The organism is Roseobacter sp. HKCCA0882 (genome assembly GCF_037805225.1).
GTDB lineage: Bacteria > Pseudomonadota > Alphaproteobacteria > Rhodobacterales > Rhodobacteraceae > M30B80.
The window spans coordinates 179,628-205,224 of sequence record NZ_JBBLYI010000002.1 but is presented as its reverse complement, the minus strand read 5'-3'; the positions used below and the strand labels follow the sequence as shown (position 1 = coordinate 205,224).

Genomic DNA, 25,597 nt, shown 5'->3' with positions numbered 1-25,597 from the left:
CAGAAGTTTGAAAAAATCCATGATAAACTATTGGAAGGTTTCAGCTTTCTTGATCACAAGAAATTTGTGGCGTGGTGTGGGCCCGATGCTTGCATTTGCAAGCGTATTTTTCATATTTCATTCGGATTTTTGCTTTCAGCGCGTGACCTTATGTCAAAGGTGGTGTTAGGTATGCGCAATACAACTGTAGGACGATTTGCATGACCGATCCCTTTGATGAGCGCAAAGCCCGCGCTGCCGCGTGGTTTAGGCAATTGCGCGATGATATCGTGGCTGCGTTTGAAGATTTGGAAGACCGCCACCACAGCGCCGATGCCGTGGGACGATTTGATGTGTCGCAGACTAAACGTCATTCTGAGGATGGCAGCGATGCAGGGGGCGGCCTCATGAGCGTGATGCGCGGGGGCAGGGTCTTTGAGAAGGTCGGTGTCAATGTGTCCACTGTGCATGGCACATTGGGCACGCGCGCCGTAGCGGCAATGTCTGCGCGCAAAGATATGGAAGGCCTGCGGGATGACCCGCGCTTTTGGGCTTCGGGTATCAGCTTGGTTGCGCATATGAACAACCCGCATGTCCCTGCGGTGCACATGAATACACGCATGTTCTGGACGCCGCACGGGTGGTGGTTCGGGGGCGGTTCTGACCTCAACCCTTGCATCGAATATGAGGAAGACACAGCGGATTTTCACGCTGTTCTCAAGGCGCATTGCGATAAGCATGGTGACGACATCTATCCCCGTTTCAAAGCATGGGCAGATGAGTATTTCTATGTGCCGCATCGTGGTCGTGCGCGTGGGGTCGGTGGGATTTTCTACGATGATCTGAACACGGGCGATTGGGAGGCAGATTTCGCCTTTACCCAAGATATCGGTCGTGCCTTTCTGCCCGCTTTTTTAGGCGTGGTCGAAAAACGGCGCGAGATGAAGTTTAATGAGGCGGATCGTGACGTTCAGTTGATTCATCGCGGTCTCTATGCCGAATATAATCTCGTTTATGATCGCGGCACAAAATTTGGCCTCGAGACAGGCCATGATGCCAATGCTGTTTTGATGAGCCTGCCGCCTTTGGCGAAATGGGTTTAAGTCTCGTTCAAGAGGCGCTGATAGACTGAGATAATCGCATCTGCTTCGCGTTCTAGCGAAAAGTGATCAACCGTATGGGCGCGGGCAGCCGCGCCCATTTTGCTGCGCAACGGTGCATCCTGCAAAAGGTGGTCAATCTGAGTCTCTAGCGCCGCTTGGTCTTCAATCCCGACCAGATACCCGGTTTCCCCATCGCGGATCAGTTCTTCGAATGCACCTGCGCGGGTGGCTATTACGGGAACACCACAGGCCATTGCCTCGAGCGGGGTTAAGCCAAACCCTTCGTGTCGCTGCGGGGCCACAAACAGATCCAGCGCCTGATAATAGGGAATAATCTCATGCGTTGGAACTTCGGCTGGGAAATGAACCCGCCCTGTAAGACCCGTTGCAGCGATCTTTGCCTTTAGCGCTTTCAGATAGTCTTTATGCCGATCGGTTGCGCGGCCCAAGATAACCGCCTCTGCCCCCTCATGTTTGGGCAGAAGGTTGATCATTGCATCCACAAACCGATCTGTCCCTTTTGAGGGGCGAATACGGCCATAACATCCGATCAATGGCCCTTTGCCAAAGCCAAGCTTGGCTTTCAGCGCGCTGTAATCGGGCGCAGGGCTGAACGCGTGAACATCAATTCCGTGCAAAATCACAGTTGCGGGTCGATCTAAGAAAGCCGCCGTTTTCTGAGACGTAGCGATCACATGATCCATCTGGCCAATTAGCCATTTCGTGTAGCGCGTGTGGTTTCGTTGTGATGCGGAGGTGAACAGCAGTTTTAACCGCTTTCCAAAAACATGCTTCAGCACGATCCCCGCCAACATTTCATTATTGCGCCTTGCGTGCCAGACGCGCAGGCCATGTGGCCCGTTTTTCGGCATTGTAAGCAGATCATTGAGCGGGATTTGTGGCAAGCCTGCGGGCAAGCCGCGCCCCACGACGGCTATCGCCACCTTTTCAGCTTGATGCGGCACGAGGCGCACAATGGTCGCTGTCACCCCAGACAAGCGTTGCTTGAAATTGGGGGCGAGGATGTCGATTTGATCAATCCGTGGGTGCGCCATGCCCCGAGCGTTACCGCGCAAACGCGGCATGGGCAAGCGCCGCGCGACTTACGCGCGGCGAATTTCCTCAAGCAGAACGCGCACATTTTCAGGATCAGCTTCAGGTGTAATGCCATGGCCGAGGTTGAAAATATGAGGCCCGTTTTTCAGTGCGTCCACAATGCGCCGCGCCTCTTGGCGCAAGGCATCACCGCCTGTGATCATCAGCTTGGGGTCAAGATTGCCCTGCACGCAGCCATCTTTTTGCAAATGCTGGGCCGCCCATGTCGCATCAACACTCGTGTCGAGGGCCAAACAATCCGCACCAACAGCCTTTGCGAAGCCGATATATTTGTCGCCTGCCTCACGCGGGAATGTGATAACGGGCAAGCCTGGAAAACGCTTCTTCATCTCTTGGGTTATCTTTTTCGCGGGCTCTAGCGCATATCGGTCAAAAGCCTCGCCTTTCAGCGAGCCTGCCCAACTGTCAAAGATTTTTACAACCTCTGCGCCGGCTTCGACCTGCTTTGAGAGATATTCGATGGTCGCATCGGTCAGCAGATTGATGAGCGCGTCAAAAGTTGCAGGATCTTCTTGGCGCAGTTTATGTGCGGGCGCTTGGTCGGGTGTGCCGCGCCCTGCGATCATATATGTGGCCACTGTCCATGGCGCGCCTGCAAAGCCAATGAGTGTGGTCTCTCTGGGCAATTCTTGCGACAAGATTTTAACGGTTTCATAAACGGGCGCGAGATGGTCGTGGATTTCGTCCTTGCCCTTCAAAGGCTTTAAGCCGTCTGGCCCAGTGATTGTAGAGAGGCGTGGGCCTTCACCCGTGACAAACCACAAATCCGCGCCAAGCGCATCGGGGATCAATAGAATATCTGCAAAGAGAATTGCAGCATCGAACCCGTAGCGGCGGATTGGTTGCAAGGTGACTTCTGCCGCCAGATCGGGTGTGTAGCAGAGCGAAAGAAAATCCCCAGCCTTTGCGCGTGTCGCGCGATATTCGGGCAAGTAGCGCCCCGCTTGGCGCATCAGCCAGACGGGTGGGGTGGGGAGGGTTTCGCCGCTCAATGCGCGCAGAAGTGTTTTTGTCATGGTAGATCCGATTTTCTTGTACCAAATTTCTTTGGATGTAGGCTCAATCCTGTCCTAACCTGCCCAAGCCATGCTGTCTATGGTTGTCATGTCAAGTTGACAGAGTTAGAAAGAACCCATGAAAAACGAACGACCAACTCCCGCCTCTCCGCTGCGCATTGGCACGCGTGGTTCTCCCCTTGCTTTGGCGCAAGCCTATGAGACGCGCGCGCGGCTTGCGGCGGCCTTTGATCTTCCACATGAGGCCTTTGAAATTGTGGTTATAAAAACCACAGGTGACAAGGTTTTAGACCGTCCCCTCAAGGAAATTGGCGGCAAGGGTCTGTTCACTCGCGAGATAGAAGAAGACCTGCTATCTGGGGCGATTGATATTGCGGTGCATTCCATGAAGGATATGCCCGTGTTGCAGCCCGAAGGTTTGCTGCTTGATTGCTACCTCCCGCGCGAGGATGTGCGCGATGCATTTGTGTCACTTGAATTTGACAGTCTCGATGCCTTGCCCGCTGGCACGAAGATTGGCTCATCTTCGCTGCGTAGGCGTGCGCAATTGACTGCGCGCCGTCCTGATCTCGAGGTGGTCGAGTTTCGTGGCAATGTGCAGACGCGAATGAAAAAACTGGAGGGCGGGGTCGCAGGAGCCACGTTTTTGGCGCAGGCAGGTCTTAATCGATTGGGCATGGCCGATGTCGCGCGTTCTGCCATTTCACCCGAAGATATGCTACCAGCTGTTGCACAAGGCGCTATCGGGATTGAGCGGCGCGCGAATGATCCCCGCACGGCCGAGATGTTGGCCGCTATTCATGATCGCGACACTGGCATCAGGCTTGCGGCAGAGCGCGCGTTTTTGGCGGGGCTTGATGGCTCATGCGAAACCCCGATTGCAGGTCTGGCCGAGATTGATGGCCCTATGTTGCGTCTGCGCGGCGAGTTATTGCGCCCCGATGGCAGCGAGGTCTTGAGCGAGGATCGCAGCGCCCCCATTGCTGAGGCCGCGAAGCTTGGCGCGGATATGGCGCGAGATTTACGCGCGCGCGCAGGTGAAGGATTTTTTGATTGGATCACCGCCAAGGCTTGAGGCGCGCGTGACAAGAGATGAAAAAAGCCCCGCTTCGCAGATGCAAAGCGGGGCTTTTTTAACGGGACATCGCGTGCCCTAGTCCCAAGAGACGCCTGTCAGATCATTGGCCTGTGTCGGCGAATTTTCCCAAAGACCACGGATGCGCGCATCCGCAACTCCTGTTTTGGCCAACTGAAACAGGTAGCCGTTCACATAATCATCCGCGATCATGCGCTGCATTTGTCCGAGCAAGTCGCTGCGCGCAGCAGGATCGCTTTCCAAGGTCAGCGCCTCGTTCAGCGCAACAAACTCGGGACGGGCATATTGGAAATAGTAATCCTCTCGCGCATAGATGCCGATATCCATCGGTTCGGTATGGCTGACGATGGTGAGATCAAAATCGCGACCACGGAACACCTGCTCGAGCCACTGCGCCCATTCTAAATTGGTGATTTCTGTCTCAATGCCAATCTCACGCAGTTGGGCCGCAATGATCTCTCCACCACGGCGCGCATAGGCTGGCGGGGGCAGCATCAGACGCAATGTTACCCCGTCTAGCCCTGCCTCTTGCAGCAAAGCACGCGCGCGTTCTGGGTCGTAATTCGATTGCGCGGTCAGATCGACATAGTCGGGATTATGCGGCGCGAAATGTGTGCCAATGGGTGTGCCATAGCCAAACATAGCCCCGTCAATAATGTCCTGCCGATTGATCGCGTGCGAAATCGCCTCTCTTAGGCGGATATCATCAAGCGGGCTTTGCTTGTTGTTCATCGCCAAAATTGTCTCGCCTTCGGTCGAGCCGACAATCACGTTGAAGCGCGGGTCTGCCTCGAATTGGGTCAAAGTTTCAGGCGCTGGGAAATTTGGGAAAGCATCGACATCACCTGCCATCAATGCGGCATAGGCGGCATTTGGATCCGTGATGAAGCGGAAGGTTGCGCTGTCGAGCGCGATGGGCGTGCCCCAATACGCGGCATTGCGGGCCAGTTCCACGCGATCCCCTTGCACCCAATCGACAAAGCGGAAGGGGCCTGTGCCAATGGGGTTGGTCGCGTTTGTTTCTGCGCTTTCGGGGGCCACGATCACCGCATCCCCCCAAGCCATCTTGAACAAAAAGGCCCCATCAGGGGTGTTTAGCGTAACCACAACGGTGTCAGGGCTTTCTGCGACAACAGAGGCGATACCTGCAAAGAGGGCGGCCTGTGCGTTGGTGGTGCCCTCAGCGCGGGCCCGATCTAGGCTAAAGACCACATCATCCGCATTCATGTCGCTGCCATCGTGAAACTGCACATTTGGCGCGAGGGTGAAGCGATAGGTCAAACCATCGTCTGAAATTTCCCATGACCGCGCAAGCGCAGGTTGCACAGAGCCGTCAGGGCCGAACCGTGTCAGGCCTTCAAAAACATTGGCATAGACCACCTCATCAATGGCCGCTGCTGCACCTGCTGTAGGGTCTAGATTTGGCGGCTCAAGCACCATCCCGATTTTGATGCTATTGCCTTGCGCAAAGGCGCATGTGGTGGAAATGATCAACGCCGTTGCGGCGGATGTTAGAAACCGAACCATGTGGCCCTCCCGCGAAAGTTCACAGGGCCATCGTAGTGCCGCAAGGCTTGGTCTGGCAAGCGTTCTGGTTGTATTGCGGCCTGCTTGCTGTGCCTTTTGGGGGAATTGGGATAGGCGGAAGGCTGCGCATACTGTCGCAGAACTGTCATTTCCGACTCGCCCGAATCGTAACGAGAGGTTAACGCTCTGAAACGGACCGGCACTTGCTGGTTCTGATAAGCCCCTCGAGCATAGCGCGAGATACGCTTCGCGGCGGTGCGCTAAGACAAGGGTCGAACTCGGGAGATACGCATATGTTATGCGATACAGCACAGACTATCCTCGCCCTGTCTGCCGAAGAGGTCAGTAGTTTCGTAAAAGAGCAAGCCAGCAGCCGCAAACTTTCGGGGCTGATGAAGGCTTTGAACGATGCGGCCCTTAAGGGTGACAAGATCGCGCAACGCGCGATTGAGCATATGGGTTTTGTTCTTCAGCCCTAAGCTGTTGGTAGCAATTCTGCCAATGTCAGCGCCATAACAAGCGCGCTGTCTGCCATGTCATCAACCCCAACCCATTCATCGGGTTGGTGAGCAAGCTCCAAAATACCTGGCCCGTAGGCGATGCAGTTTTTCAACCGACCAATGCGGTCGATATGTTTTTGGTCATAAGTGCCTGGGCTGACCACATATTCCGCTTTTTGGGCCAACACGCGTTCGATGGCCTGGCCCACCGATTGCACAAGCGGGCTGCTTTCATCCGTCATGCTCGGTTGCACCTCGAACAGATCGGAAATCTCGTAGTCAAATCGGGGGCGGCTGGCTTTGATTTGCTCTAGCATATCGGTCAATTCCGCTTTGACCGCTGCGATGTCCTCTTCAATCAAAAAGCGGCGATCAATCACGATGCGGCAGCGATCTGCAACACATGGTGCGGGCAGGCCAGTGTAATCCTCGGCCTGTTCAGCCTCGCCCCCATGGATTGAATTGATATTCAGCGTGGATTTGCGCGCCTGCGGCGGCACGACTGGCATTGCAGTGGTTTTCCCTGCGAGGAGTGGCAAAAGATGCGTTTCTATTTCTGCGAGAACCGCGCCCATGTGAGAGATGGCGCTGTCGCCCAAGAATGGCATTGAGCCATGCGCGATGCGCCCCTTCGTTTCGACCTGTGCCCACCAAACGCCACGATGGCCAAGGCAGATGCGGTCTTTTTGCAAAGGTTCGGGGATAATGACATGCTGAACGCGGGCAGGGTCAAATCTGCCCTGCTCGGCCAGATAGGCAACGCCGCCAAAGCCACCTGACTCCTCATCTGCGGTGGCAGAGATTTCAATCGCACCTGCGAATTTTGGGTAGGTGGCAATAAAGGCCTCAGCTGCGATGATTGAGGCTGCAAGCCCACCTTTCATATCGCACGCCCCGCGCCCGTAGATGCGGCCATCTTCGAGAACCCCACCAAAAGGCGGCTTCGTCCATCCATGCCCAACCTCCACGACATCGTGATGGCTGTTGAAATGAACGGTGTCCCCCGCTGCGCCGCCCTCATAGCGCGCCACCATGTTCCATCGTGGATATGTATCGCTATCGGCAAGCGCGCCTGTGGCGCGGATTAAGTCAACCGTGAACCCCGCTGCCTCCAAGCGCTGTTTGAGATAGTCGCAAATTTGGCGATAGTTTTGACCGGGCGGGTTGAGGGTGGGGATGCGGATCAAATCTTGGGTCAGTGCGATCAAATCGTCCCGCCGTGCGGCAATCGCAGTTTCAAGTTGATCTTTGCTGTCCATTTTTGCCCCACCTTCTGTCTTTTTCAGCTTGCTGTGGGAATTTGCGCATTGCAAGCCCGTGCAAATTTTTGCGCCGTGCCTATATCAAGGATGAGACACGGATCTGGGAGAACAGGGTGTGATTATTCGCATAGCCTTGCTGATGGCGGTGCTTTTGACAGTGGTCTTTGTATCGCTTTATTTTTATTTGCGCGCAGGCCAGCGTGAGGCCTTAATCGCGGAATGGCAAAAGCGGGATCCGTCTGATGCCGCGAATGAGCATCGTGAGGATTGGATCAATCGCCGTCTGGCAGGATCTATGCGTAAAATCGCGCTGCGTTTGGCGGTTCTGGTTTATGCTTTGCCACTGGCGGCGCTGTTCCTTTATGTTGGGTACACCGATCCGTTCGCGCCTTAGGGGGCGCAATGGGAAAATAAACGACAAAGGGGCAGGCGGCGCATGCGTTGGCCACGGATCATAGCATTACTGATATTGGGCGCGCTCCTTGTCGCGTTCTTCCACTATACGCTGCCGCAGCGTGATATTTTGCGGATCACGCAGACAGAAATCATCAGGCAAGATTTTTCAGGCCTCAACCGCATCTTCTACGCGCGCGGCGATACAGGCAGCGCACAACTCGCATCGCGCGATTTGCGTTTGATCAATACGGTCGATGCGCAGGGCGAGGTTCACGTGTTCCGCAATGAGGATACGGGCTTTGGGTGGCCTCCTTATTTCAAGTTGGACAGCTCAGACCTGCAGGCCGAAGCGGCAAACCTGATTTCGACTGCGGCTGACCCGATTTGGGTAGCGGTTACCCATTACGGATGGCGTTCGCGCATTTTGACGACCTATCCCAATGCTGTGGCCTTGCGTCAGGTGGCAGGGCCAGATGTGACGCTGATCCCATGGATGCCGATTACAATTCTCGTCCTTCTTTTGGTTGTCTTGTTGGCCCTATGGCGCTTGTGGGAGCGGTTTGAAGCCCGCATTCTTGATCCGCTTTATGACAGGGCGGCTGTGTTTTGGTCGAAAAGCCGTGATCGTTTGCGCGGCAAGTAAAGGGTGCGATGATGGATGCATGGGATGAGGTGCGCACGGCTTATCATGTGGCACGACTGGGCACGGTGTCTGGGGCCGCAGATTATCTATCGGTGCATCATGCTACAGTGATCCGTCATATAGATGCGCTTGAAGGGCGTCTTGGGGTGCGGTTGTTCCATCGTCATGCACGCGGCTACACCCCCACCGAGGCCGGGCAGGATTTGCTTGCGACTGCCGCTGAAACTGAAGCGCGGTTTTCACAATTGGCCTCGCGTATTGCAGGGCAGGGCGATACGCTGTCGGGGGAATTGGTGCTGACCGCGCTTGGCTTTGTGGCGCAGTTGTTGATGCCCGCATTGGCCGAATTGCAAAACGATCATCCAGATTTGCGCATTTGTTTGGTGACGGATGAACGCGTCTTTCGGATGGAATTGGGCGAGGCGCATATTGCCATTCGTGCAGGGTCTGCCCCATCGGAGCCTGATAATGTCGTGCAGCCCTTTTTCACGCTCAGGGCGCGTCTTTGTGCAACCAAGTCCTATCTCGAACAGCACGGGCCATTCAGCCTAGAAACAGCAGCGCAGCATCGCTTTGTGGCAACCACTCAAGCCGATAGCCGCGCGCCGTTTTTAAGATGGCTCAAGGATCATGTGCCTGAAGATGCAATCGTGTTTCGGGCCTCCGATTTCGCGAGTGCGATTGAGGCGGTTCATGCGGGGATCGGCATAGGCTTTGCGCCGGCCTTTGCCCTTGAGCAAAATGCAGACTTGATTGAGGTAATGCCCTCACTGGACGAATGGAATTCTTCTGTCTGGTTGGTCACCCATGTCGATTTGCATCGCAGCCCAAAGGTGCAGCGCGTCTTGGCCTATCTTAAAGATAACGCCAAAAATATCGTGGGGACCGTTTAACCGCCCTGCGTATCAGCCCCATTCAATTCGCGAGCGAGAAAGGCTTCGAACTCGTCTAGGTGGATGGGTTCGAATTGACCAAACCCCTGCATCCAAACACTTGCGGCGCGCAGCGCGTCAGGCTCGAGTTTGCACCACTTGACCCGTCCCCGCTTTTCTTGGGCAATCAGTCCCGCATGGGCAAGGATGGCGAGGTGCTTTGAGATCGCAGCCAGAGACATTTCAAACGGTTCCGCCACATCGGTCACGGCCATGTCATCTTCCAGCAGCATCGACAAGATCGCGCGGCGGGTTGGGTCTGCCAAGGCAGCAAAGGTCAGATCCAGGGAACTGGTGCTCATATTGGCATCCTATCCTGCCTTCTGAGGCAATCGTCAACCATTTGGTTGAATATGGGAAATTGTCGAAAATTGCCGCAGACCTTCTGACGGGTGGATTTGACCAACTTGTCGCAGGTAATTTTATTACTTTATATTCAATATCTTATGCATTTCTCTGCGGGTGCAAAGTTTCGTTGACTCTGGCGCGGCCTGTTCTTAGGTTCCGCGCGACACCCGAGGGGCGTTTTCTGAAGGTGCTTTGCACATGACCGAGCCATCGCCAAATCCCGACCGCCTTAAGGGGTTGGAAGAAAAACTGGCAAACATTCGGTCGCGCGAAGCCGACAAGAAACCACCGATGGGGGAGCATTATTCCCAAGCGCAGCACGCGTGGAGGATGGTGATTGAACTGGTCAGCGGGTTGTTGATCGGTGTTGGTATAGGCTGGGGCTTGGATAGCCTCTTGGGCACGCGCCCTTGGCTGATGGTCGTTTTTACATTGCTGGGCTTTGTGGCTGGGGTCAAAACGATGATCCGATCTGCGCAAGAGCTTCAGAACCAAGCCCAAGCCCGCGAACACGCGGATGAGGGCGACGCAAAATAAGGGGATACACCGTGGCTTCGGATGTAACGAATTCTGATCAGAACAAGCCCTCTAATTCGGGCAAGCCGATCGCATTTGTCCTTTTGGCCATCGCGGCTGTGCTTTTCGTCCTGGGTCTCCTTGACGATTATGAAGGCGGCTTGGCGATCCACCCGATGGATCAATTCGTCATCTCCCCATTGTTTGGTGACACGCTGAACTGGTACACGCCGACCAATTCCACGCTCTGGATGGCGCTCAGCGTCATCGCGATTGTGGCGTTGATGGTCATGGGCACGCGCGGTCGCGCCGTGGTTCCGTCGCGCGGCCAGTCGGTCGCTGAGCTGATCTATGGCTTCGTGCGTAAGATGGTCGAAGATGTTGCAGGCAAAGATGCGCTGCCCTTCTTCCCCTATATTTTCGCCCTGTTTATGTTCATCCTGCTGTCGAACCTCTTGGGCCTGATCCCAATGAGCTTTACCACCACATCGCACATCGCGGTGACTGCGATTTTGGCGGCGGCGGTATTCCTGACAGTGACCTTGGTGGGGTTCATCAAGAACGGCGCAGGCTTCCTCAGCCTGTTCTGGGTCAGTTCCGCGCCATTGGCGTTGCGCCCGATCCTTGCCATCATCGAATTGATTTCGTACTTCGTGCGCCCCGTCAGCCACTCTATCCGTCTTGCGGGTAACTTGATGGCGGGCCACGCAGTTTTGAAAGTGTTTGCAGGTTTCGCTGGCGCGATGGGCGCCGCAGCCTTCGCCCCAATCTTGGGCATTGTCGCGATCTACGGGCTCGAAGTGCTCGTATCCGTGATCCAAGCTTATGTGTTCACCATCCTAACCTGCGTCTATCTGAAAGACGCGCTGCATCCGCACCACTAAGCGGATCACGGTTCAGGACATCTACTCAGCCAATTCCAACGTAAGGAGAAACGGAAATGGAAGGCAATATCGCAGAACTCGGTCAATTCATCGGTGCAGGCCTTGCCGCTATCGGCTCTGGCGCAGCAGCGATCGGTGTGGGCCATGTTGCAGGCAACTTCCTCGCAGGTGCTTTGCGTAACCCATCTGCAGCTGCAGGTCAGACCGCAACGCTCTTCATCGGTATCGCGTTCGCAGAAGCTTTGGGGATCTTCGCGTTCCTCGTTGCACTTCTGCTGATGTTCGCAGTCTAAGCCTTTAGCGAACCATCCTTACGGCTGGGTCGCTTTGAGCGCAGCGCGCGACAGCGGCCCAGTGTAATCACCGGTTCCAGGAGGACATGATGGCAGAGACTGCCCACAACGTTGCCAGTGCAGCCCATGGTGGTGAAGCCGCCTCGGGGGGTATGCCGCAACTCGACTTCTCCACCTTCCCGAACCAGATTTTCTGGCTCGTGGTTACACTGGTGGTCGTTTATTTGATCTTGAGCCGCGTGGCGTTGCCCCGCGTTGCATCCGTTTTGGCAGACCGCCAAGGCGCGATTGCAAAGGACATTGCCGCTGCTGAAGACCTCAAAGCCAAAGCTGCTGAAGCGGAAGAGGCCTATAACAAAGCCCTCGCTGATGCGCGCGCGCAAGCGCAAGACATCATCGCCCAGACCCGCAGCGAAATCGCGGCTGAATTGGCGGACGCAACTGCAAAAGCGGACGCGCAGATCGCTGCGAAGGCAAAAGAATCTGAAGCGCGTATCGGTGAGATCCGCGCAGGCGCTGTGAAAAACATTGAAGCGGTCGCAAAAGATGCGACAGCCGAGATTGTAACGGCTCTTGGTGGTGGCAAGCCCGATGCCAAGGCGCTGAAAGCGGCCATTGCAGAGCGGATGAAAGGATAAGCCATGACACTGCGTTACGCGACCTTGGCAACATCTGCCCTGACCCTAATCGCGGCGCCTGCTTTTGCAGCAGGTGGTGATTACGGCTTTGCGTCTTTCTTCAACACCAATTACGTGGTGCTGATTGGCTTCATCTTGTTCTTGGCGCTGTTGTTCTATTTCAACGTGCCTGCGATGATCCTCAAGATGTTGGATGACCGCGCGGAAACCATCCGTTCCGAATTGGATGAGGCCCGCAACCTACGCGATGAAGCGCAAGCCGTTCTGGCTGCCTATGAGCGCAAAAGCCGCGAAGTGGCTGAGCAATCTCAGCGCATTATCGACCACGCCCGCGAAGAGGCTCGTTTGGCTGCCGATGCTGCCAAAGACGACCTCAAGCAATCCATCGCGCGCCGCCTAAAGGCAGCTGAGGAGCAGATCACGAGCGCCGAAGAAAAAGCGACCCGTGAATTGCGCAACCGTGCTGTGGATGTTGCGATTGCGGCGGCGGCAAAGATTTTGGCCGATAGCACCACTGCAACCGATGCGAACAAGCGCATTGATGCGGCCATCGCCGAAGTGGAAAGCCGCCTGCACTAAGCAGGTATGCTTGGAAGGTAAAAGTTATGAAAAAGGCCCCCTGAGAGGGGCCTTTTTTTTGTTGATTATGTGGCCTGTGTCACAGATGTCGTTTTCTGTCTTTTTTCGGTCGGGCGGGCGAGGCCGCGCGGCTTGACCTCTGGCAAGAGGGGACAACCACAGATCACGCGCGGGAGCGGATATCATGAAGACACATGTCAAAGCCTTGGTTGTCGGCGGCGGTGCCGTTGGCGCATCTATTGCCTATCATCTTGCAAAAGCGGGATGGCAGGATGTGATGCTGTTGGAGAGGGATGAATTGACCTCTGGCTCGACATGGCACGCGGCTGGACTTTTGCCATTGTTCAACATGAGCTACGCAACCAGCCATATTCACGACTATTCTGTGAAATTCTATAAGACGTTGGAAGAAGAGACAGGCCTCAACGCAGGGTTTGCTGTGGTCGGTAACTTGCGCATGGCGCAGACCGATGCACGCATGGACGAGTTCCGCCTTTATGCATCGACCGCTGAGACGGTTGGTATTCCCTACGAGTGGTTGACACCTGCGCAGATTAAAGACCGCTACCCGCTGGTGCGCACAGAAGATCTCAAAGGGGCGCTGTTCCACCCGACTGACGGCTATATCAACCCTGCAGACGTGACCCAAGCCATGGCCAAGGGCGCGCGTCAGCGTGGCGTGATCATCGAGCGCAAATGGCAAGTTGATGGCTATGAATGGACAGGCGAGGCATGGCGCGTCACTGTCACCAAGATGGTAGAAAAGGGCGGCAATTTGGTTCCGTCTGAGGAAACCCAAGTGATCACTGCCGAACATGTTGTGACCGCAACAGGAAACCATGCGCAGCGCACAGCGAAATTGTTGGGCATCAAAATCCCCGCCATCCCAGTCGAGCATCAATATATCGTCACGGAGCCTGATCCAGAATTGGTGGCCTTCCGTCAAAATGGCGCGCCCGAGCATCCCGTTTTGCGCGATGCAGATGCAAAATGGTATGTGCGCGAAGAACGCGGTGGGTGGATTCTAGGGCCTTATGAAGAAGGCGCACCTGCCTGTTTCAAATATGCTGTGCCCGACAGTTTCCGCGCGGATCTCTTCCCGCTCGATCTGGAGCGGATTGAAGAAGAATATATGTCCATGATCCACCGCATCCCGTCCAGTGAGACAGTGGGTCTGAAGGATGATTACAATGGCCCGATCTGCTACACCCCCGATGGGAACCCATTGGTCGGCCCTGCGCCTGGCCTGCGGAATATGTGGTTGGCTGAAGGTTTTAGCTTCGGCATCACCGCAGCAGGTGGCACAGGCTATTATTTGGCGCAGATGATGGTCGAAGGTGAGGCGGAAATCGATATGGCCAGCCTTGACCCTAAGCGTTACGGCCAAGATTGGATGACGACCGAATATGCAGCGCGCAAAAATGAAGAATGCTATGCGCATGTCTATGTTCTGCACCACCCTGACGAAGAGCGCGAAGCCTGCCGGCCTTTGCGCACAGGCCCTGCCTATGATCGTCAAAAGGCACTTGGCGCGCAATTTGGCTGTGTGAACGGATTTGAACGTCCAAACTACTACGGCCCCAAAGATGCGCCGTCTCAATTTGACCATGATGCGCGCAGTTTCCGCCGCGGCGGATGGTGGAACTTTGCTCGCGAGGAAGCGGAAGCGATCCGTAAAACCGCTGGCCTGATTGATGCAACAGCCTTTGCCAAGCATCGTGTGTTCGGGCCTGGAGCGACTGCTTTCTTGGATTGGTTTACCTGTAACGCATTGCCCAAAGTGGGACGGATTAACCTGACCTATGCGCTGACCGATTCAGGCACGACCCGCACCGAATACACTATCATGCGGATTGCTGAGAATGATTACTACCTCGTCTCTGCAGGCGCGTGGGAGGCCTATGACGGCGATTATCTGCGCAAGGCCGAAGAAGATTTCTGGGCCAAAACCCAAAGCACAGGCAACTGGTTTGCGGTCGAGAATGTGACCACGAAATGGGGTGTCTTTGCCCTTGCGGGGCCAAATTCCCGCGCGATCTTGAACGAGCTTGTCCGTGACGCAGAGCCAGAAACACGCCTCTCGAACAAGCGTTCGCCGTGGCTGTCTGTGCGCGACATCGAGCTGGGCATGGTGCCTGTGCGCGCTGCGCGTGTGGCCTATACAGGTGAGTTGGGTTGGGAGTTGCACCATCCGATTGAGATGCAAAATCACCTGTGGGATCAACTTATGGCTGCGGGCGAAAAGCATGGGCTCAAGCTGGTTGGTGCGCGTGCGCAGAACTGGCTGCGTCAGGAGAAATCCTATCGTGCCTTTGGCAATGAACTTGGCCGTGATGCTACGCCATTGGAGGCGGGCCTAGATCGCTTTGTTGATCTCTCGAAGGAGTTCCATGGCAAGCAAGCAATGCTTGATAAGGGTATCCGCTCTAAATGTGTGACGCTGTTAATAGACGGGCCTCAGGATGCTGACCCATGGGGGCGCGAAGCCTTGTTTGATGGCGAAACCCGTGTTGGGCGTCTGACATCAGGTGGCTATTCCGTGCATTTCGGAAAACAGATCGGCATGGGCTATGTGAAACCTGACTATGCGCAGGTTGGGCAAAAGCTGAAGGTGATGATCATGGGCGCGCTTTATGATGCGGAAATTACCGAAGACAGCCCTTATGATCCGAAGAACGTCACGATCCGCGTGGATGGCTGATCCAACCTGATCGAGACAGGGTTCCTCCCGTGAAGGCCGCCTGCATCCCTTTGGAGATGCAGGCGGCTTTTTTGCTTTTCTGCTCGGCGCGCATTTCATAGGTTGGGTTTATGTCAAAGCCTCGATTCATCCATTTGCGTGTGCATAGCGAATATTCGCTGCTTGAAGGGGCGATGCGGATCAAATCTTTGCCCCAATTGGTGGCCGATGCAGGCATGCCCGCTGTTGCAGTGACAGACACCAACAACATGTTCTGCGCGCTTGAGTTTTCCGAATATGCGGTCAAGGCAGGTGTGCAGCCGATATTGGGGTGCCAGATTGATTTGGCCTATGAGGCGGCAGCGCAGGGCGAGAAACCGCGCCCCCCGCGCGGCATTGTTCTTTTGGTGAAATCGCGTCAGGGCTACTTGAACCTATTAAAGTTGAATTCGCATGTCTACTTGCGCGGCGATGGCCAGATTCCCCATGTCACCCTTGATGAATTGGCGGCGCATAATGAGGGGTTGATCTGCCTTTCTGGTGGCCCTGAGGGGCCGTTTGGCGCCCTGCTCTCTGCGGGGCAAATAGCCAAAGCCGAAGGATTGATGGCGCGATTGGCTGAGATCTTAGGGGATAGGCTTTATGTTGAATTACAGCGTCACCCCATAGATCAGGGTCTGCCCGAGGCAGAGGCGCTGAGTGAGCCGCATCTGATTGATATGGCCTATAAGATGGGCCTGCCCCTTGTGGCGACCAATGACGTCTATTTCCCCAAACCAAAAATGTATGAGGCGCATGACGCGCTGATCTGCATTGCGCAAGGGGCCTATGTCGATCAACAAGAACCACGCCGTATCCTGACATCTCAGCATTATTTCAAAACCCCCGAAGAGATGCTGACACTCTTCGCTGATCTGCCCGAGGCGATTGAAAACACGGTCGAGATTGCACAGCGCTGCGCCTATCGCGCGCGCACCCACGACCCGATCTTGCCGCGCTTTGCCGAGAACGAGGTGGAAGAACTGCGCCGTCAGGCCAATGAAGGTCTGCAAGCGCGCCTTGCGGTGATCCCGCATGCGGCATCAGTTGAGGACTATCAAAAGCGCCTCGATTTCGAATTGGACATCATCGAGGGGATGGGCTTCCCGGGCTATTTCTTGATCGTGGCCGATTTCATCAAATGGGCCAAGGGGCATGACATCCCAGTCGGGCCTGGGCGCGGGTCGGGTGCAGGCAGCCTTGTGGCCTATGCCTTGACCATCACCGACCTTGATCCTCTGCGTTATAGCTTGCTGTTTGAGCGCTTCCTCAATCCTGAACGCGTCTCAATGCCCGATTTCGATATCGACTTCTGTATGGATCGCCGTGAGGAGGTGATCCAATATGTGCAGGAAAAATATGGTCGCGACCGCGTGGGGCAGATCATCACCTTTGGTGCGCTGTTATCCAAGGCGGCCGTACGCGATATCGGGCGGGTTTTGCAAATGCCCTATGGTCAGGTGGATCGCCTGTCAAAAATGATCCCTGTTGAGGGGGTCAAACCCGTGAGCATTGAAAAAGCCTTGGCCGATGAACCGCGCCTGCGCGAAGAAGCGCAGGCCGAAGAAGTGGTCGCGCGGCTTTTGGATTATGGTCAACAGGTCGAGGGGCTTTTGCGCAATGCCTCAACCCACGCCGCGGGCGTTGTGATCGGTGACCGCCCTTTGGACGAGTTGGTGCCACTTTACCAAGACCCGCGCTCGGACATGCCTGCAACCCAGTTTAATATGAAATGGGTAGAACCTGCGGGCTTGGTGAAATTCGATTTTCTCGGTCTCAAAACCCTGACTGTGGTGCAAAATGCCATTGATCTGATCCATTCATCGGGCCGCGATTTGCATGTCGCACCAGATGGCCACGCGCTCTATCAACCGCCTGAGGGGGCAGAAAACCAGATCAACGCGATCCCGTTAGACGATGAAGCGACCTATGCGCTCTATGCTTCGGCCAAGACGGTTGCGGTGTTTCAGGTGGAAAGCTCGGGCATGATGGATGCCCTAAGGCGTATGCGCCCCACCTGCATTGAGGATATCGTGGCCCTTGTGGCGCTCTATCGCCCGGGCCCGATGGAGAATATCCCAACATATTGCGAGGTGAAGAACGGGATCAAAGAGCGTGCCTCGATCCATCCGTTGATTGATCACATCCTCGAAGAAACGCAAGGCATCATCGTATATCAAGAACAGGTGATGCAAATTGCGCAGGTCATGGCAGGCTATAGCCTAGGCGGTGCGGATTTGCTGCGCCGCGCCATGGGTAAGAAGATCAAAGAGGCCATGGATGCCGAACGCCCCAAATTCGTGGAGGGGGCAAAGGCAAATGGGATCGACAAGGCCAAGGCCGAAGAAGTGTTCGACCTTCTAGAAAAATTCGCCAATTACGGCTTCAACAAATCGCACGCGGCCGCTTACGCGGTTGTCAGTTATCAAACCGCTTGGCTTAAGGCGAACCATCCTGTCGAATTCATGGCTGCGGTGATGAATTGCGATATTCATCTGACGGATAAGCTGTCTATTTACAGCCAAGAGGTGGGTCGCCTTGGCATCGAGATCGTGCCGCCTTGTGTTAATCGCTCGCTTGCCACGTTCTCCGTGTCCGAAGGGCGCGTGGTCTATGGCTTGGGTGGCTTGAAAAATGTCGGTGTCGATGCAATGCGCCTGATCGTTGAAGGGCGCGGAGATCAGCCCTTTGCATCGCTCTTTGATTTCGCTCGGCGGGTTGATTTGAAACGGGTGGGCAAGCGGCCGCTTGAGATGTTGGCGCGCGCAGGCGCCTTTGACGAACTGGATGCAAACCGCCGCCGCGTGTTTGACAGTTTGGATGCGCTGGTCGCCTATTCTGCTGCAATTCACGATCAAAAATCGTCAAACCAGACCTCCCTATTCGGGGAAGGGGGCGATGATTTGCCTGAGCCACGCCTGTCTAATCCGCCAGATTGGTTGCCGAATGAACGGCTTTCCCAAGAGCATCAGGCGGTTGGTTTCTATCTTTCTGGCCATCCTTTGGATGAATATATGCCAAGCTTGAAACGCTCAGGCTGCTTGTCGCTGCGTGAGGTTGAGGCGCGGGTGCAAGGGGGGGCTTTTGTCACCAAATTGGCAGGGGCGGTTGCGGTCAAGCAAGAGCGCAAAAGCCAGCGCGGCACCCGTTTTGCCTTTGTGGGTCTTTCTGATCCAACGGGACTTTACGAAGTCACAGTGTTCTCTGACCTGCTCGAATCTGCGCGGCATCTGTTGGAGGCGGGCCAGAATGTGGTGTTGACCGTTGAGGCCACCTATGAAGCGGAGCAATTAAAACTCCTAGCTCGCGCAGTGCAGCCCATTGATGCGGTTGCCGCACAAGGTGGGGCTACAGGCTTGAGGGTGTTTGTCGAGGACGCGACCGCTTTGCCGCAATTGGCCAATGTGTTGGGCGAGGCCAAAAAGACCAATGCATCGCGGGTGACAGGCCCAATTCAATTATGCCTGACAGCCGCCGATCTTCCGGGTGAGGTCGAAGTCCTCTTGGGCGAGGATTACCCCGTCAATCCCGCCATAAAAGGGGCGCTGAAATCTTTGGGCGGTGTCATCGCGGTGGAAGAGGTTTAACCCTCACCAATGGGGCGGTTTTTGATTGGCGGCGGGCATATCGCCTGCGGCTTCACGATCTGCCTCACGCTGCATCAGCATCTCAACACGGGCAGTGAGACGGGTGATTTCGCGATCTTGGCGTGCGACCACCTCCGAGAGGTCATCGACTGTACGGGTGAGATGGGCCAAATGCATTTCCAAATCATCGCGAGAGGCGCTCATGGGGCCTATGATCCTTGTCTGGGATTGTGTCGTTGCGTTCGGATGCAAACTAACCTTTGCAGGGGCCCCATGACCACCCCTCTCTTGCCCCTTTGACGCGAGGGCGCTACACCACGCGCGAGATCGAGGATATGGTTATGGCAAAAGAGAAAAAACAGCCCCGCCCTAAGGCAGAGACGCCGCGTGGATTTCGCGATTACTTCGGCGCGGAGGTGTTGGAGCGGCAAGAGATGCTTGCCAAAATTGCCGAAACCTATCAGCGCTATGGCTTCGACCCGCTTGAGACATCGGCCGTGGAAACCGTGGAGGCCTTGGGAAAATTCCTGCCTGACACGGATCGCCCCAATGAGGGCGTTTTTGCTTGGCAGGAGGAGGAAGACGGCGGTTGGGTCGCGCTGCGCTATGATATGACCGCCCCCTTGGCCCGCGTAGCGGCGCAACATCGCAATGATTTGCCAAGCCCCTATCGCCGCTACACCTTTGGCCCCGTTTGGCGCAATGAGAAGCCAGGGCCGGGGCGCTTCCGCCAATTCTACCAATGCGATGCCGATACGGTCGGCGCGGCCAGCGTTGCCGCAGATGCCGAGATTTGCGCTATGCTGTCAGACACGCTTGAGGCTGTGGGTATTCCGCGCGGCGATTATGTGGTGCGGGTGAACAACCGTAAGGTGTTGGATGGGGTTCTGGCGACCATTGGATTGTCCTCCGAGGATGAAACCACCCGCCAAGCTGTGCTGCGCACGATTGATAAATTCGACAAAGTGGGCCGCGAAGGCGTGATCCAATTGCTGACCAAGGGCCGTTTGGATGAGTCTGGGGCTTATATCGATGGCGTGGGTCTTGATGCGGCAGCGGCCGATCAGATCGTGGCATTCCTGTTGGCGCGCGCAGACAGCAATGCCGAGACTTTGGTGATGCTGCGCAAGCTGATTGGCACATCTGCGATTGGTGAAGCTGGGGTGGCCGAACTTGAAACCATTGCCACGCTGGTTGATGCGCAAGGCTATGGCCCCGACCGGATCGTGATTGATCCTTCGGTGGTGCGTGGCCTTGGCTATTATACGGGCCCCGTGTTCGAGGCGGAGTTGACCTTTGAGATTCTGGATGACAAAGGCCGCCCGCGTCAATTTGGGTCTGTTGCAGGCGGCGGACGTTATGACGATTTGGTTAAACGCTTCACAGGCCAAGATGTGCCTGCAACGGGTGTGTCCATCGGGGTTGATCGCCTCTTGGCCGCATTGCGCGCCAAAGGGCGGATCAGCGGCGCGATGCAGGGACCTGTCGTGGTAACGGTCATGGATCGCGACCGCATGGCGGATTATCAAGCCATGGCGACTGAGTTGCGCAATGCGGGCATCCGCGCGGAGGTTTACTTGGGCAACCCTAAGAATTTCGGAAATCAGTTGAAATACGCCGATAAACGCGAAAGCCCTGTTGCGGTCATCCAAGGTTCGGACGAGGCCGCGCGCGGCGTGGTTCAGATCAAGGATTTGATCTTAGGGGCCAAGATTGCAGCCAATGCAAGCCTTGAGGAATGGAAGGCGCAACCTGCACAGCGCGAAGTGGCGCGCGGTGATCTGGTCGCCGAAATTCGCGCTATATTGGAGCGTCAGGGATGAGCCAAAAAGCGGCCATTCGTTCGGAGGCGGAGCGGTTCTTTGCGGCATTTCAAGCCGCAGGCGCCGTGGCTTTTGAGGCCGATCATTTGCTGCCTGCTGGTACGCTGCTTGATCTCTATGGCGAAGATATCCGCGCGCGGGCCTATGTCACGCATGACCCCAATCGCGGCGAAATGATGCTGCGGCCCGATTTCACCGTGCCCGTGGTGCAGCGCCATATGTCGGACGGGGCGGAGCCTGCGCGTTACAGCTACATGGGCGAGGTTTTCCGCAAACAGGAGGCCAGTCCCGCCCGCGCGAGCGAATATCTGCAAGTGGGATATGAGCTGTTTGATCGTGATGACCCTGCGCGCGCAGATGCCGAAGTCTTTGCCCTTTTTACCAAATTGCTTGCCCCATATGGCCTGCGTGCCGTCACTGGCGATATTGGCGTGGTTTTGGCCGCGATATCTGCCCTTGACACAACCGAGCGGCGCAAACGCGCCTTGCGGCGCCATGTGTGGCGTCCGCGCCGTTTTCGGCGCTTGCTAGATCGTTTTTCAGGCCGCAGCGATGCCCCTGCGACCCGTGCAGCATTGATTGCCCAGATGGCCGATTTAGGGCCTGAAGCCATGATTGATGCCACTGAAAATTGGAGTGGTCTACGCAGCCCCGCTGATGTCTTGCGCCGTATGCGCGCTTTGGCCGAGGATGATGATGCGCCCAGTATTTCGGCGGCGCAGGCCGAAGCCTTGGAGCGGGTTTTGTCTTTGCGCGAAACCCTGCCAAACGCAGTCGCACAATTGCGGGATTTGGCTGTGGATTTACCGCAGATCGACAGCGCCATTTCAGGCTTGGTGCGCCGTATTGAGGCGCTGTCCGCCGTAGGTGTCGCCGTAGATGACCTATGGTTCGAGGCCTCCTATGGGCGGACAAATATGGAATATTATGATGGGTTTGTGTTTGGCTTTTTCAACGAAACTGACCCGCATATGCCCCCCGTTGCCACAGGTGGACGCTATGATGCGCTGACCAAAATCTTGGGCAATGGCCGTGAGATTGCTGCCGTGGGCGGGGTGATCCGTCCTGAATTGCTGCATGGCCTCTCGCGTCAGGGAGGTGGCATATGACTTTGCGTATTGCGGTGCCGTCTAAGGGGCGGTTGATGGAAAAAACCTTTGATTGGTTTGTAGCGCGTGGGGTTGAGATGCGCCGCGCAGGCTCAGAGCGCGATTATGCCGCCGAAGTTTCGGGGGCGGATATGCAGTTGATGTTGCTGTCTGCGGGAGAAATTCCGCGCGAAATGGCGGCGGGCCGCATTCATTTGGGCGTGACGGGCACCGATCTTGTGCGTGAGAAGATCCCCGCATGGGATCAGTCGGTCGAAGAATTGGCCGAGCTTGGATTTGGCTCTGCGGATTTGGTTTTGGCCGTGCCGCAATGTTGGATTGATGTGGATTGCGTGGATGATCTTGATGCCGTTGCCGCAGATTTCCGCGAGGCCCATGGGATGCGTTTGCGGATCGCCACGAAATACCATCGTCTGGTGCGGGACTATCTGCGCGCTGCAGGGGTTGCCGATTATCAATTGGTTGACAGCCAAGGCGCGACCGAGGGCACCGTGGCGCATGGCACGGCGGAATTGATTGCTGATATCACCTCAACAGGGGAAACCTTGCGGGCCAATAACCTGAAAATCCTGTCGGATGGGATGATCTTGCGCAGCCAGGCGATGCTGTTTCGGGCCCGCGGCGCAGATTGGACGGATGGGGCCCGAGCCGCCCTTGACGGGCTGAAAACCAAGCTTTCGATCTAAAGAACGCCGATTTCGGCCAAAGCGGTTTGCAATTCACGCGGCAAAGTTTCTTCTTCTGCGCGATTGGCGTTTAAATCGCGGGGGCTGTCTTCGGGTTTGAGGTAGCGCCACCCTTGAAACGGGCGTTTGGGCGTGGGTGTTACGCGGGTGACGTCTTGTTCCAAAACGATGCCGCAGCGTCTGATCCCATCGCCGCGATCAACTTCCTCTAGGGCCAAGATTTTTTGGCGGCACAGGATCAATCCTTTGAACACCCAATAAAGCGACCCGCCTGCAAGAACTTCTGCCTCACGCTTGGGCCACATCCGTGTCACATGGCGCGGCAGGCCCGATGGCCCTAAGGCGCGCGGGTTCTTTTGCCAGTTCAAAAGATCCTGCACCTCTTCGGCGCCGACACATAATTTGACCAGATTTATGGTGCTGCTCATATCTATTCCCCAAAGTCCCTCAAGATATGGTATGCTATTTTTCGCAAGGTTCAAGTTGACCGCTTGCGACAAGGCCCCTAGTTTGTGTTTCCCCATCTGATCGTGAAAGTCTGCGCTATGTCTCGTTTTTCTGCCCCAATTGCTGAACAAATTTGGGATATGAAATATCGCCTCAAAGAGGCGGATGGCACACCCATTGACCGCACTGTCGAGGACACATGGCGGCGGATCGCGCGGGCTTTGGCCTCGGTGGAGAAAGATCCCGCCTATTGGGAAGAAAAATTCTACGAAGCCCTTGAGGATTTCAAATATCTACCCGCTGGTCGCATCACGGCAGGTGCGGGAACGGGGCGCAGTGTCACGCTTTTCAATTGCTTTGTCATGGGCACAATTCCCGACAGCATGAGCGGCATTTTTGATATGCTCAAAGAGGCGGCTTTGACGATGCAGCAGGGGGGTGGGATCGGCTATGATTTCTCGACCATCCGACCCAAAGGCGCGGATGTTAAGGGGGTGGCCGCGGATGCCTCTGGCCCTCTGAGTTTTATGGATGTTTGGGATTCCATGTGCCGCACGATTATGTCGGCTGGCTCGCGCCGCGGCGCGATGATGGCAACGATGCGCTGCGACCACCCAGACATCGAAGATTTTATTACCGCAAAATCTGATGCGGCGCGGCTGCGGATGTTCAATGTCTCTGTTCTCGTCACCGATGCCTTTATGGAGGCGGTCAAAGCGGACGGGCCTTGGGAATTGGTTTTTGATAATAAGGTTTACCGCACGGTGCAGGCGCGTGACCTGTGGAATCAGATTATGCAATCGACCTATGATTACGCTGAGCCAGGTGTGATTTTTATCGATCGCATCAACCAATCCAATAATCTGGCCTATTGCGAAACTATTGCGGCAACCAACCCGTGCGGCGAACAACCTTTGCCGCCCTATGGGGCGTGTTTGCTCGGCTCTGTTAACCTTGCGCGGCTTGTGCGCGCGCCCTTTGAGGCGGATGCGGCCCTTGATCTTGATGCGCTTAAGGATTTGGTGCGGGTCGCTGTGCGGATGATGGATAACGTGGTGGATGCCAGCCGTTTTCCCCTCGAGGCGCAGGCCCGTGAGGCCCAAGCAAAGCGGCGCATTGGTTTGGGGGTGACGGGTTTGGCCGATGCCCTTTTGATGCTTGGCCTGCGCTATGGGGCCGATGACGCTGTGGCGCAATCCGAGATTTGGATGAAGGAAATTGCCCATGCGGCCTATTGGGCTTCGGTTGAATTGGCGCGAGAAAAAGGCGCATTCCCCTTATTTGACGCCGAGGCGTTCTTGGCGTCCGGGAATATGGCGCAAATGGATCAAGATTTGCGTGAGGCGATAGCCAAAGATGGCATCCGAAACGCGCTTTTGACCTCGATTGCGCCCACAGGCACCATCAGCCTTTATGCGGGAAATGTGTCCTCTGGGATTGAGCCCGTTTTTGCCTATAGCTACACGCGCAAAGTGTTGCAGCGGGATGGGTCACGCAGCGAGGAGGAGGTGACCGATTACGCGGTCAAACTTTGGCGCGAAAAAAGGGGTGACGTAGAATTGCCCGCGTTTTTTGTAAATGCCCAAACCCTTGCCCCTGCTGATCATGTGCGCATGCAGGCAGCCGCGCAGAAATGGGTGGATAGTTCGATTTCGAAAACCATCAACGTGCCGCAAGATATCAGCTTTGAGGCTTTCAAAGATGTCTATCTGCAGGCTTATGAAACGGGCTGTAAGGGGTGCACCACTTATCGCCCCAATGATGTGACAGGCAGTGTCCTGAGTGTTTCTGAGGCAGAAGCAAAGCCAGATGGCGCCACCGCGCGCGAGGCCTCTACGGGCGAAGTGGTTTATATCTCCGAGCCGCTAGAGCGGCCGCAGACCCTAGAGGGCAATACCTATAAACTGAAATGGCCCGATAGCCCGCACGCGATTTATATCACGATCAATGACGTAGTGCTCAGCGGTCATCGTAGGCCGTTTGAGGTGTTTATCAATTCCAAGAATATGGAACATTATGCGTGGACAGTGGCGTTGACGCGGATGATGTCGGCTGTCTTCCGCCGCGGCGGTGATGTGAGTTTCGTGGTAGAAGAACTCAAAGCCGTGTTTGATCCGCGCGGGGGGGCATGGATTGGGGGTAAATATGTGCCCTCGATCTTAGCGGCGATTGGCGGTGTTATCGAACGGCATCTGATCTCAATTGGGTTTATTTCGGGCGAGGGGATGGGGTTGAAAACCGACCCCACCGCCGAGGTTTATGATTTGGGTGCAGGCCGCACAGGGGCGGCAGAGTGTAATTCCTGTGGGTCGTCTGCGATGCGGATGAGCGAGGGGTGCATGACCTGCACCGATTGTGGCTATTCAAAATGCGGCTAAGGTCCTGTGGATAACGCACC

General features: G+C 55.8%; 24 protein-coding genes. 17 read left to right on the top strand and 7 right to left on the bottom strand.

What is annotated here, in order from left to right; translation table 11 throughout:
• The first annotated feature begins 200 nt into the window (after positions 1-200).
• On the top strand, positions 201-1,082 hold the full coding sequence (gene hemF / locus AAC622_RS09220; RefSeq protein WP_340261883.1) for an oxygen-dependent coproporphyrinogen oxidase: 882 nt from the start codon (positions 201-203) through the stop codon (positions 1,080-1,082).
• Here hemF and AAC622_RS09215 read toward each other — a convergent pair.
• The gene (locus AAC622_RS09215; RefSeq protein ID WP_340261881.1) at positions 1,079-2,137 is read right to left on the bottom strand and encodes a glycosyltransferase family 4 protein; all 1,059 of its coding nucleotides are present in this window, start codon (positions 2,135-2,137) and stop codon (positions 1,079-1,081) included. The two genes, hemF and AAC622_RS09215, sit on opposite strands and share 4 nt — an antisense overlap.
• A 48-nt stretch (positions 2,138-2,185) precedes the next feature.
• The gene (hemE, locus tag AAC622_RS09210) at positions 2,186-3,214 is read right to left on the bottom strand and encodes a uroporphyrinogen decarboxylase (RefSeq protein WP_340261878.1); all 1,029 of its coding nucleotides are present in this window, start codon (positions 3,212-3,214) and stop codon (positions 2,186-2,188) included.
• A gap of 118 nt (positions 3,215-3,332) precedes the next feature.
• On the opposite strand from hemE, the gene hemC reads away from it, so the two are divergent.
• Positions 3,333-4,289 (top strand): hydroxymethylbilane synthase, encoded by a 957-nt coding sequence (gene hemC, locus AAC622_RS09205; protein ID WP_340261875.1) that lies wholly within the window; start codon positions 3,333-3,335, stop codon positions 4,287-4,289.
• Between the two features lie 78 nt (positions 4,290-4,367).
• On the opposite strand, the gene AAC622_RS09200 is transcribed toward hemC, so the two are convergent.
• Positions 4,368-5,837, bottom strand: coding sequence for an ABC transporter substrate-binding protein (locus AAC622_RS09200; RefSeq protein ID WP_340261872.1), 1,470 nt, complete (start codon positions 5,835-5,837; stop codon positions 4,368-4,370).
• Positions 5,838-6,130: 293 nt separating this feature from the next.
• On the opposite strand from AAC622_RS09200, the gene AAC622_RS09195 reads away from it, so the two are divergent.
• A complete protein-coding gene (locus tag AAC622_RS09195; protein WP_340261870.1) occupies positions 6,131-6,316 on the top strand; it encodes a hypothetical protein in 186 nt (61 codons plus the stop codon).
• Here AAC622_RS09195 and AAC622_RS09190 read toward each other — a convergent pair.
• On the bottom strand, positions 6,313-7,596 hold the full coding sequence (locus AAC622_RS09190) for an acetylornithine deacetylase/succinyl-diaminopimelate desuccinylase family protein (RefSeq protein ID WP_340261867.1): 1,284 nt from the start codon (positions 7,594-7,596) through the stop codon (positions 6,313-6,315). The two genes, AAC622_RS09195 and AAC622_RS09190, sit on opposite strands and share 4 nt — an antisense overlap.
• 118 nt (positions 7,597-7,714) lie before the next feature.
• Here AAC622_RS09190 and AAC622_RS09185 point away from each other — a divergent pair, with 118 nt between their 5' ends.
• Genes AAC622_RS09185 through AAC622_RS09175 form a run of 3 tightly spaced genes read left to right on the top strand, consistent with a single transcriptional unit; the run spans position 7,715 to position 9,531 of the window.
• Positions 7,715-7,993, top strand: coding sequence for a hypothetical protein (locus tag AAC622_RS09185; protein ID WP_340261865.1), 279 nt, complete (start codon positions 7,715-7,717; stop codon positions 7,991-7,993).
• A gap of 42 nt (positions 7,994-8,035) precedes the next feature.
• Positions 8,036-8,638 (top strand): DUF1523 family protein, encoded by a 603-nt coding sequence (locus tag AAC622_RS09180; RefSeq protein ID WP_340244790.1) that lies wholly within the window; start codon positions 8,036-8,038, stop codon positions 8,636-8,638.
• Between the two features lie 11 nt (positions 8,639-8,649).
• Positions 8,650-9,531, top strand: a complete 882-nt coding sequence (locus AAC622_RS09175; protein WP_340261863.1) for a LysR family transcriptional regulator — start codon at positions 8,650-8,652, stop codon at positions 9,529-9,531.
• Here the strand turns inward: AAC622_RS09175 and AAC622_RS09170 are convergent.
• Positions 9,528-9,872, bottom strand: a complete 345-nt coding sequence (locus tag AAC622_RS09170; protein ID WP_340261860.1) for an ArsR/SmtB family transcription factor — start codon at positions 9,870-9,872, stop codon at positions 9,528-9,530. The genes AAC622_RS09175 and AAC622_RS09170 overlap by 4 nt on opposite strands.
• Before the next feature lie 244 nt (positions 9,873-10,116).
• Between AAC622_RS09170 and AAC622_RS09165 the strand changes: the two genes are divergently transcribed.
• From AAC622_RS09165 to dnaE, 7 genes are all read left to right on the top strand, one after another.
• The gene (locus tag AAC622_RS09165) at positions 10,117-10,455 is read left to right on the top strand and encodes an AtpZ/AtpI family protein (protein WP_340261857.1); all 339 of its coding nucleotides are present in this window, start codon (positions 10,117-10,119) and stop codon (positions 10,453-10,455) included.
• 83 nt (positions 10,456-10,538) lie between these two features.
• The gene (locus tag AAC622_RS09160) at positions 10,539-11,318 is read left to right on the top strand and encodes a F0F1 ATP synthase subunit A (RefSeq protein ID WP_411567109.1); all 780 of its coding nucleotides are present in this window, start codon (positions 10,539-10,541) and stop codon (positions 11,316-11,318) included.
• Positions 11,319-11,374: 56 nt separating this feature from the next.
• Positions 11,375-11,611: a F0F1 ATP synthase subunit C gene (locus AAC622_RS09155; RefSeq protein WP_050928673.1), complete on the top strand. Its 237-nt coding sequence runs from the start codon at positions 11,375-11,377 to the stop codon at positions 11,609-11,611.
• 89 nt (positions 11,612-11,700) lie between these two features.
• The gene (locus tag AAC622_RS09150) at positions 11,701-12,249 is read left to right on the top strand and encodes a F0F1 ATP synthase subunit B' (protein ID WP_340244784.1); all 549 of its coding nucleotides are present in this window, start codon (positions 11,701-11,703) and stop codon (positions 12,247-12,249) included.
• 3 nt (positions 12,250-12,252) lie between these two features.
• Complete coding sequence (locus AAC622_RS09145) at positions 12,253-12,828, top strand: F0F1 ATP synthase subunit B family protein (RefSeq protein ID WP_340261854.1); 576 nt, start codon at positions 12,253-12,255, stop codon at positions 12,826-12,828.
• A 184-nt stretch (positions 12,829-13,012) separates the two neighbouring features.
• Positions 13,013-15,529, top strand: a complete 2,517-nt coding sequence (locus AAC622_RS09140) for a GcvT family protein (protein WP_340261851.1) — start codon at positions 13,013-13,015, stop codon at positions 15,527-15,529.
• A 110-nt stretch (positions 15,530-15,639) separates the two neighbouring features.
• Positions 15,640-19,134: a DNA polymerase III subunit alpha gene (dnaE, locus tag AAC622_RS09135; RefSeq protein WP_340261848.1), complete on the top strand. Its 3,495-nt coding sequence runs from the start codon at positions 15,640-15,642 to the stop codon at positions 19,132-19,134.
• A 3-nt stretch (positions 19,135-19,137) separates the two neighbouring features.
• Here the strand turns inward: dnaE and AAC622_RS09130 are convergent, their stop codons facing one another.
• Positions 19,138-19,338 (bottom strand): SlyX family protein, encoded by a 201-nt coding sequence (locus tag AAC622_RS09130; protein WP_317656489.1) that lies wholly within the window; start codon positions 19,336-19,338, stop codon positions 19,138-19,140.
• A 137-nt stretch (positions 19,339-19,475) separates the two neighbouring features.
• Here AAC622_RS09130 and hisS point away from each other — a divergent pair, with 137 nt between their 5' ends.
• Genes hisS through hisG form a run of 3 tightly spaced genes read left to right on the top strand, consistent with a single transcriptional unit; the run spans position 19,476 to position 22,752 of the window.
• A complete protein-coding gene (gene hisS, locus AAC622_RS09125; protein WP_340261846.1) occupies positions 19,476-20,957 on the top strand; it encodes a histidine--tRNA ligase in 1,482 nt (493 codons plus the stop codon).
• Positions 20,954-22,066 (top strand): ATP phosphoribosyltransferase regulatory subunit, encoded by a 1,113-nt coding sequence (locus AAC622_RS09120; protein WP_340261844.1) that lies wholly within the window; start codon positions 20,954-20,956, stop codon positions 22,064-22,066. The genes hisS and AAC622_RS09120 overlap by 4 nt, the downstream gene beginning before the upstream one ends.
• Positions 22,063-22,752 carry an ATP phosphoribosyltransferase gene (gene hisG, locus AAC622_RS09115; protein ID WP_340261842.1) on the top strand — a complete coding sequence of 230 codons (690 nt, stop codon included), beginning with the start codon at positions 22,063-22,065 and terminating at the stop codon, positions 22,750-22,752. The genes AAC622_RS09120 and hisG overlap by 4 nt, the downstream gene beginning before the upstream one ends.
• On the opposite strand, the gene AAC622_RS09110 is transcribed toward hisG, so the two are convergent.
• Entirely contained in the window at positions 22,749-23,180 is a 432-nt protein-coding gene (locus AAC622_RS09110) for a DUF1489 family protein (protein WP_340261841.1), read from the bottom strand. The genes hisG and AAC622_RS09110 overlap by 4 nt on opposite strands.
• 117 nt (positions 23,181-23,297) lie before the next feature.
• Here AAC622_RS09110 and AAC622_RS09105 point away from each other — a divergent pair, with 117 nt between their 5' ends.
• The gene (locus AAC622_RS09105) at positions 23,298-25,577 is read left to right on the top strand and encodes an adenosylcobalamin-dependent ribonucleoside-diphosphate reductase (RefSeq protein WP_340261840.1); all 2,280 of its coding nucleotides are present in this window, start codon (positions 23,298-23,300) and stop codon (positions 25,575-25,577) included.
• Positions 25,578-25,597 lie beyond the last annotated feature (20 nt).

What these genes read in the sequence shown, in the direction of transcription:
- hemF (WP_340261883.1), top strand. Translation starts at nt 201, where the DNA reads ATGACCGATCCCTTTGATGAGCGCAAAGCCCGCGCTGCCGCGTGGTTT.
- AAC622_RS09215 (WP_340261881.1), bottom strand. Translation starts at nt 2,137, where the DNA reads ATGGCGCACCCACGGATTGATCAAATCGACATCCTCGCCCCCAATTTC.
- hemE (WP_340261878.1), bottom strand. Translation starts at nt 3,214, where the DNA reads ATGACAAAAACACTTCTGCGCGCATTGAGCGGCGAAACCCTCCCCACC.
- hemC (WP_340261875.1), top strand. Translation starts at nt 3,333, where the DNA reads ATGAAAAACGAACGACCAACTCCCGCCTCTCCGCTGCGCATTGGCACG.
- AAC622_RS09200 (WP_340261872.1), bottom strand. Translation starts at nt 5,837, where the DNA reads ATGGTTCGGTTTCTAACATCCGCCGCAACGGCGTTGATCATTTCCACC.
- AAC622_RS09195 (WP_340261870.1), top strand. Translation starts at nt 6,131, where the DNA reads ATGTTATGCGATACAGCACAGACTATCCTCGCCCTGTCTGCCGAAGAG.
- AAC622_RS09190 (WP_340261867.1), bottom strand. Translation starts at nt 7,596, where the DNA reads ATGGACAGCAAAGATCAACTTGAAACTGCGATTGCCGCACGGCGGGAC.
- AAC622_RS09180 (WP_340244790.1), top strand. Translation starts at nt 8,036, where the DNA reads ATGCGTTGGCCACGGATCATAGCATTACTGATATTGGGCGCGCTCCTT.
- AAC622_RS09175 (WP_340261863.1), top strand. Translation starts at nt 8,650, where the DNA reads ATGGATGCATGGGATGAGGTGCGCACGGCTTATCATGTGGCACGACTG.
- AAC622_RS09170 (WP_340261860.1), bottom strand. Translation starts at nt 9,872, where the DNA reads ATGAGCACCAGTTCCCTGGATCTGACCTTTGCTGCCTTGGCAGACCCA.
- AAC622_RS09165 (WP_340261857.1), top strand. Translation starts at nt 10,117, where the DNA reads ATGACCGAGCCATCGCCAAATCCCGACCGCCTTAAGGGGTTGGAAGAA.
- AAC622_RS09155 (WP_050928673.1), top strand. Translation starts at nt 11,375, where the DNA reads ATGGAAGGCAATATCGCAGAACTCGGTCAATTCATCGGTGCAGGCCTT.
- AAC622_RS09150 (WP_340244784.1), top strand. Translation starts at nt 11,701, where the DNA reads ATGGCAGAGACTGCCCACAACGTTGCCAGTGCAGCCCATGGTGGTGAA.
- AAC622_RS09145 (WP_340261854.1), top strand. Translation starts at nt 12,253, where the DNA reads ATGACACTGCGTTACGCGACCTTGGCAACATCTGCCCTGACCCTAATC.
- AAC622_RS09140 (WP_340261851.1), top strand. Translation starts at nt 13,013, where the DNA reads ATGAAGACACATGTCAAAGCCTTGGTTGTCGGCGGCGGTGCCGTTGGC.
- dnaE (WP_340261848.1), top strand. Translation starts at nt 15,640, where the DNA reads ATGTCAAAGCCTCGATTCATCCATTTGCGTGTGCATAGCGAATATTCG.
- AAC622_RS09130 (WP_317656489.1), bottom strand. Translation starts at nt 19,338, where the DNA reads ATGAGCGCCTCTCGCGATGATTTGGAAATGCATTTGGCCCATCTCACC.
- hisS (WP_340261846.1), top strand. Translation starts at nt 19,476, where the DNA reads ATGGCAAAAGAGAAAAAACAGCCCCGCCCTAAGGCAGAGACGCCGCGT.
- AAC622_RS09120 (WP_340261844.1), top strand. Translation starts at nt 20,954, where the DNA reads ATGAGCCAAAAAGCGGCCATTCGTTCGGAGGCGGAGCGGTTCTTTGCG.
- hisG (WP_340261842.1), top strand. Translation starts at nt 22,063, where the DNA reads ATGACTTTGCGTATTGCGGTGCCGTCTAAGGGGCGGTTGATGGAAAAA.
- AAC622_RS09110 (WP_340261841.1), bottom strand. Translation starts at nt 23,180, where the DNA reads ATGAGCAGCACCATAAATCTGGTCAAATTATGTGTCGGCGCCGAAGAG.
- AAC622_RS09105 (WP_340261840.1), top strand. Translation starts at nt 23,298, where the DNA reads ATGTCTCGTTTTTCTGCCCCAATTGCTGAACAAATTTGGGATATGAAA.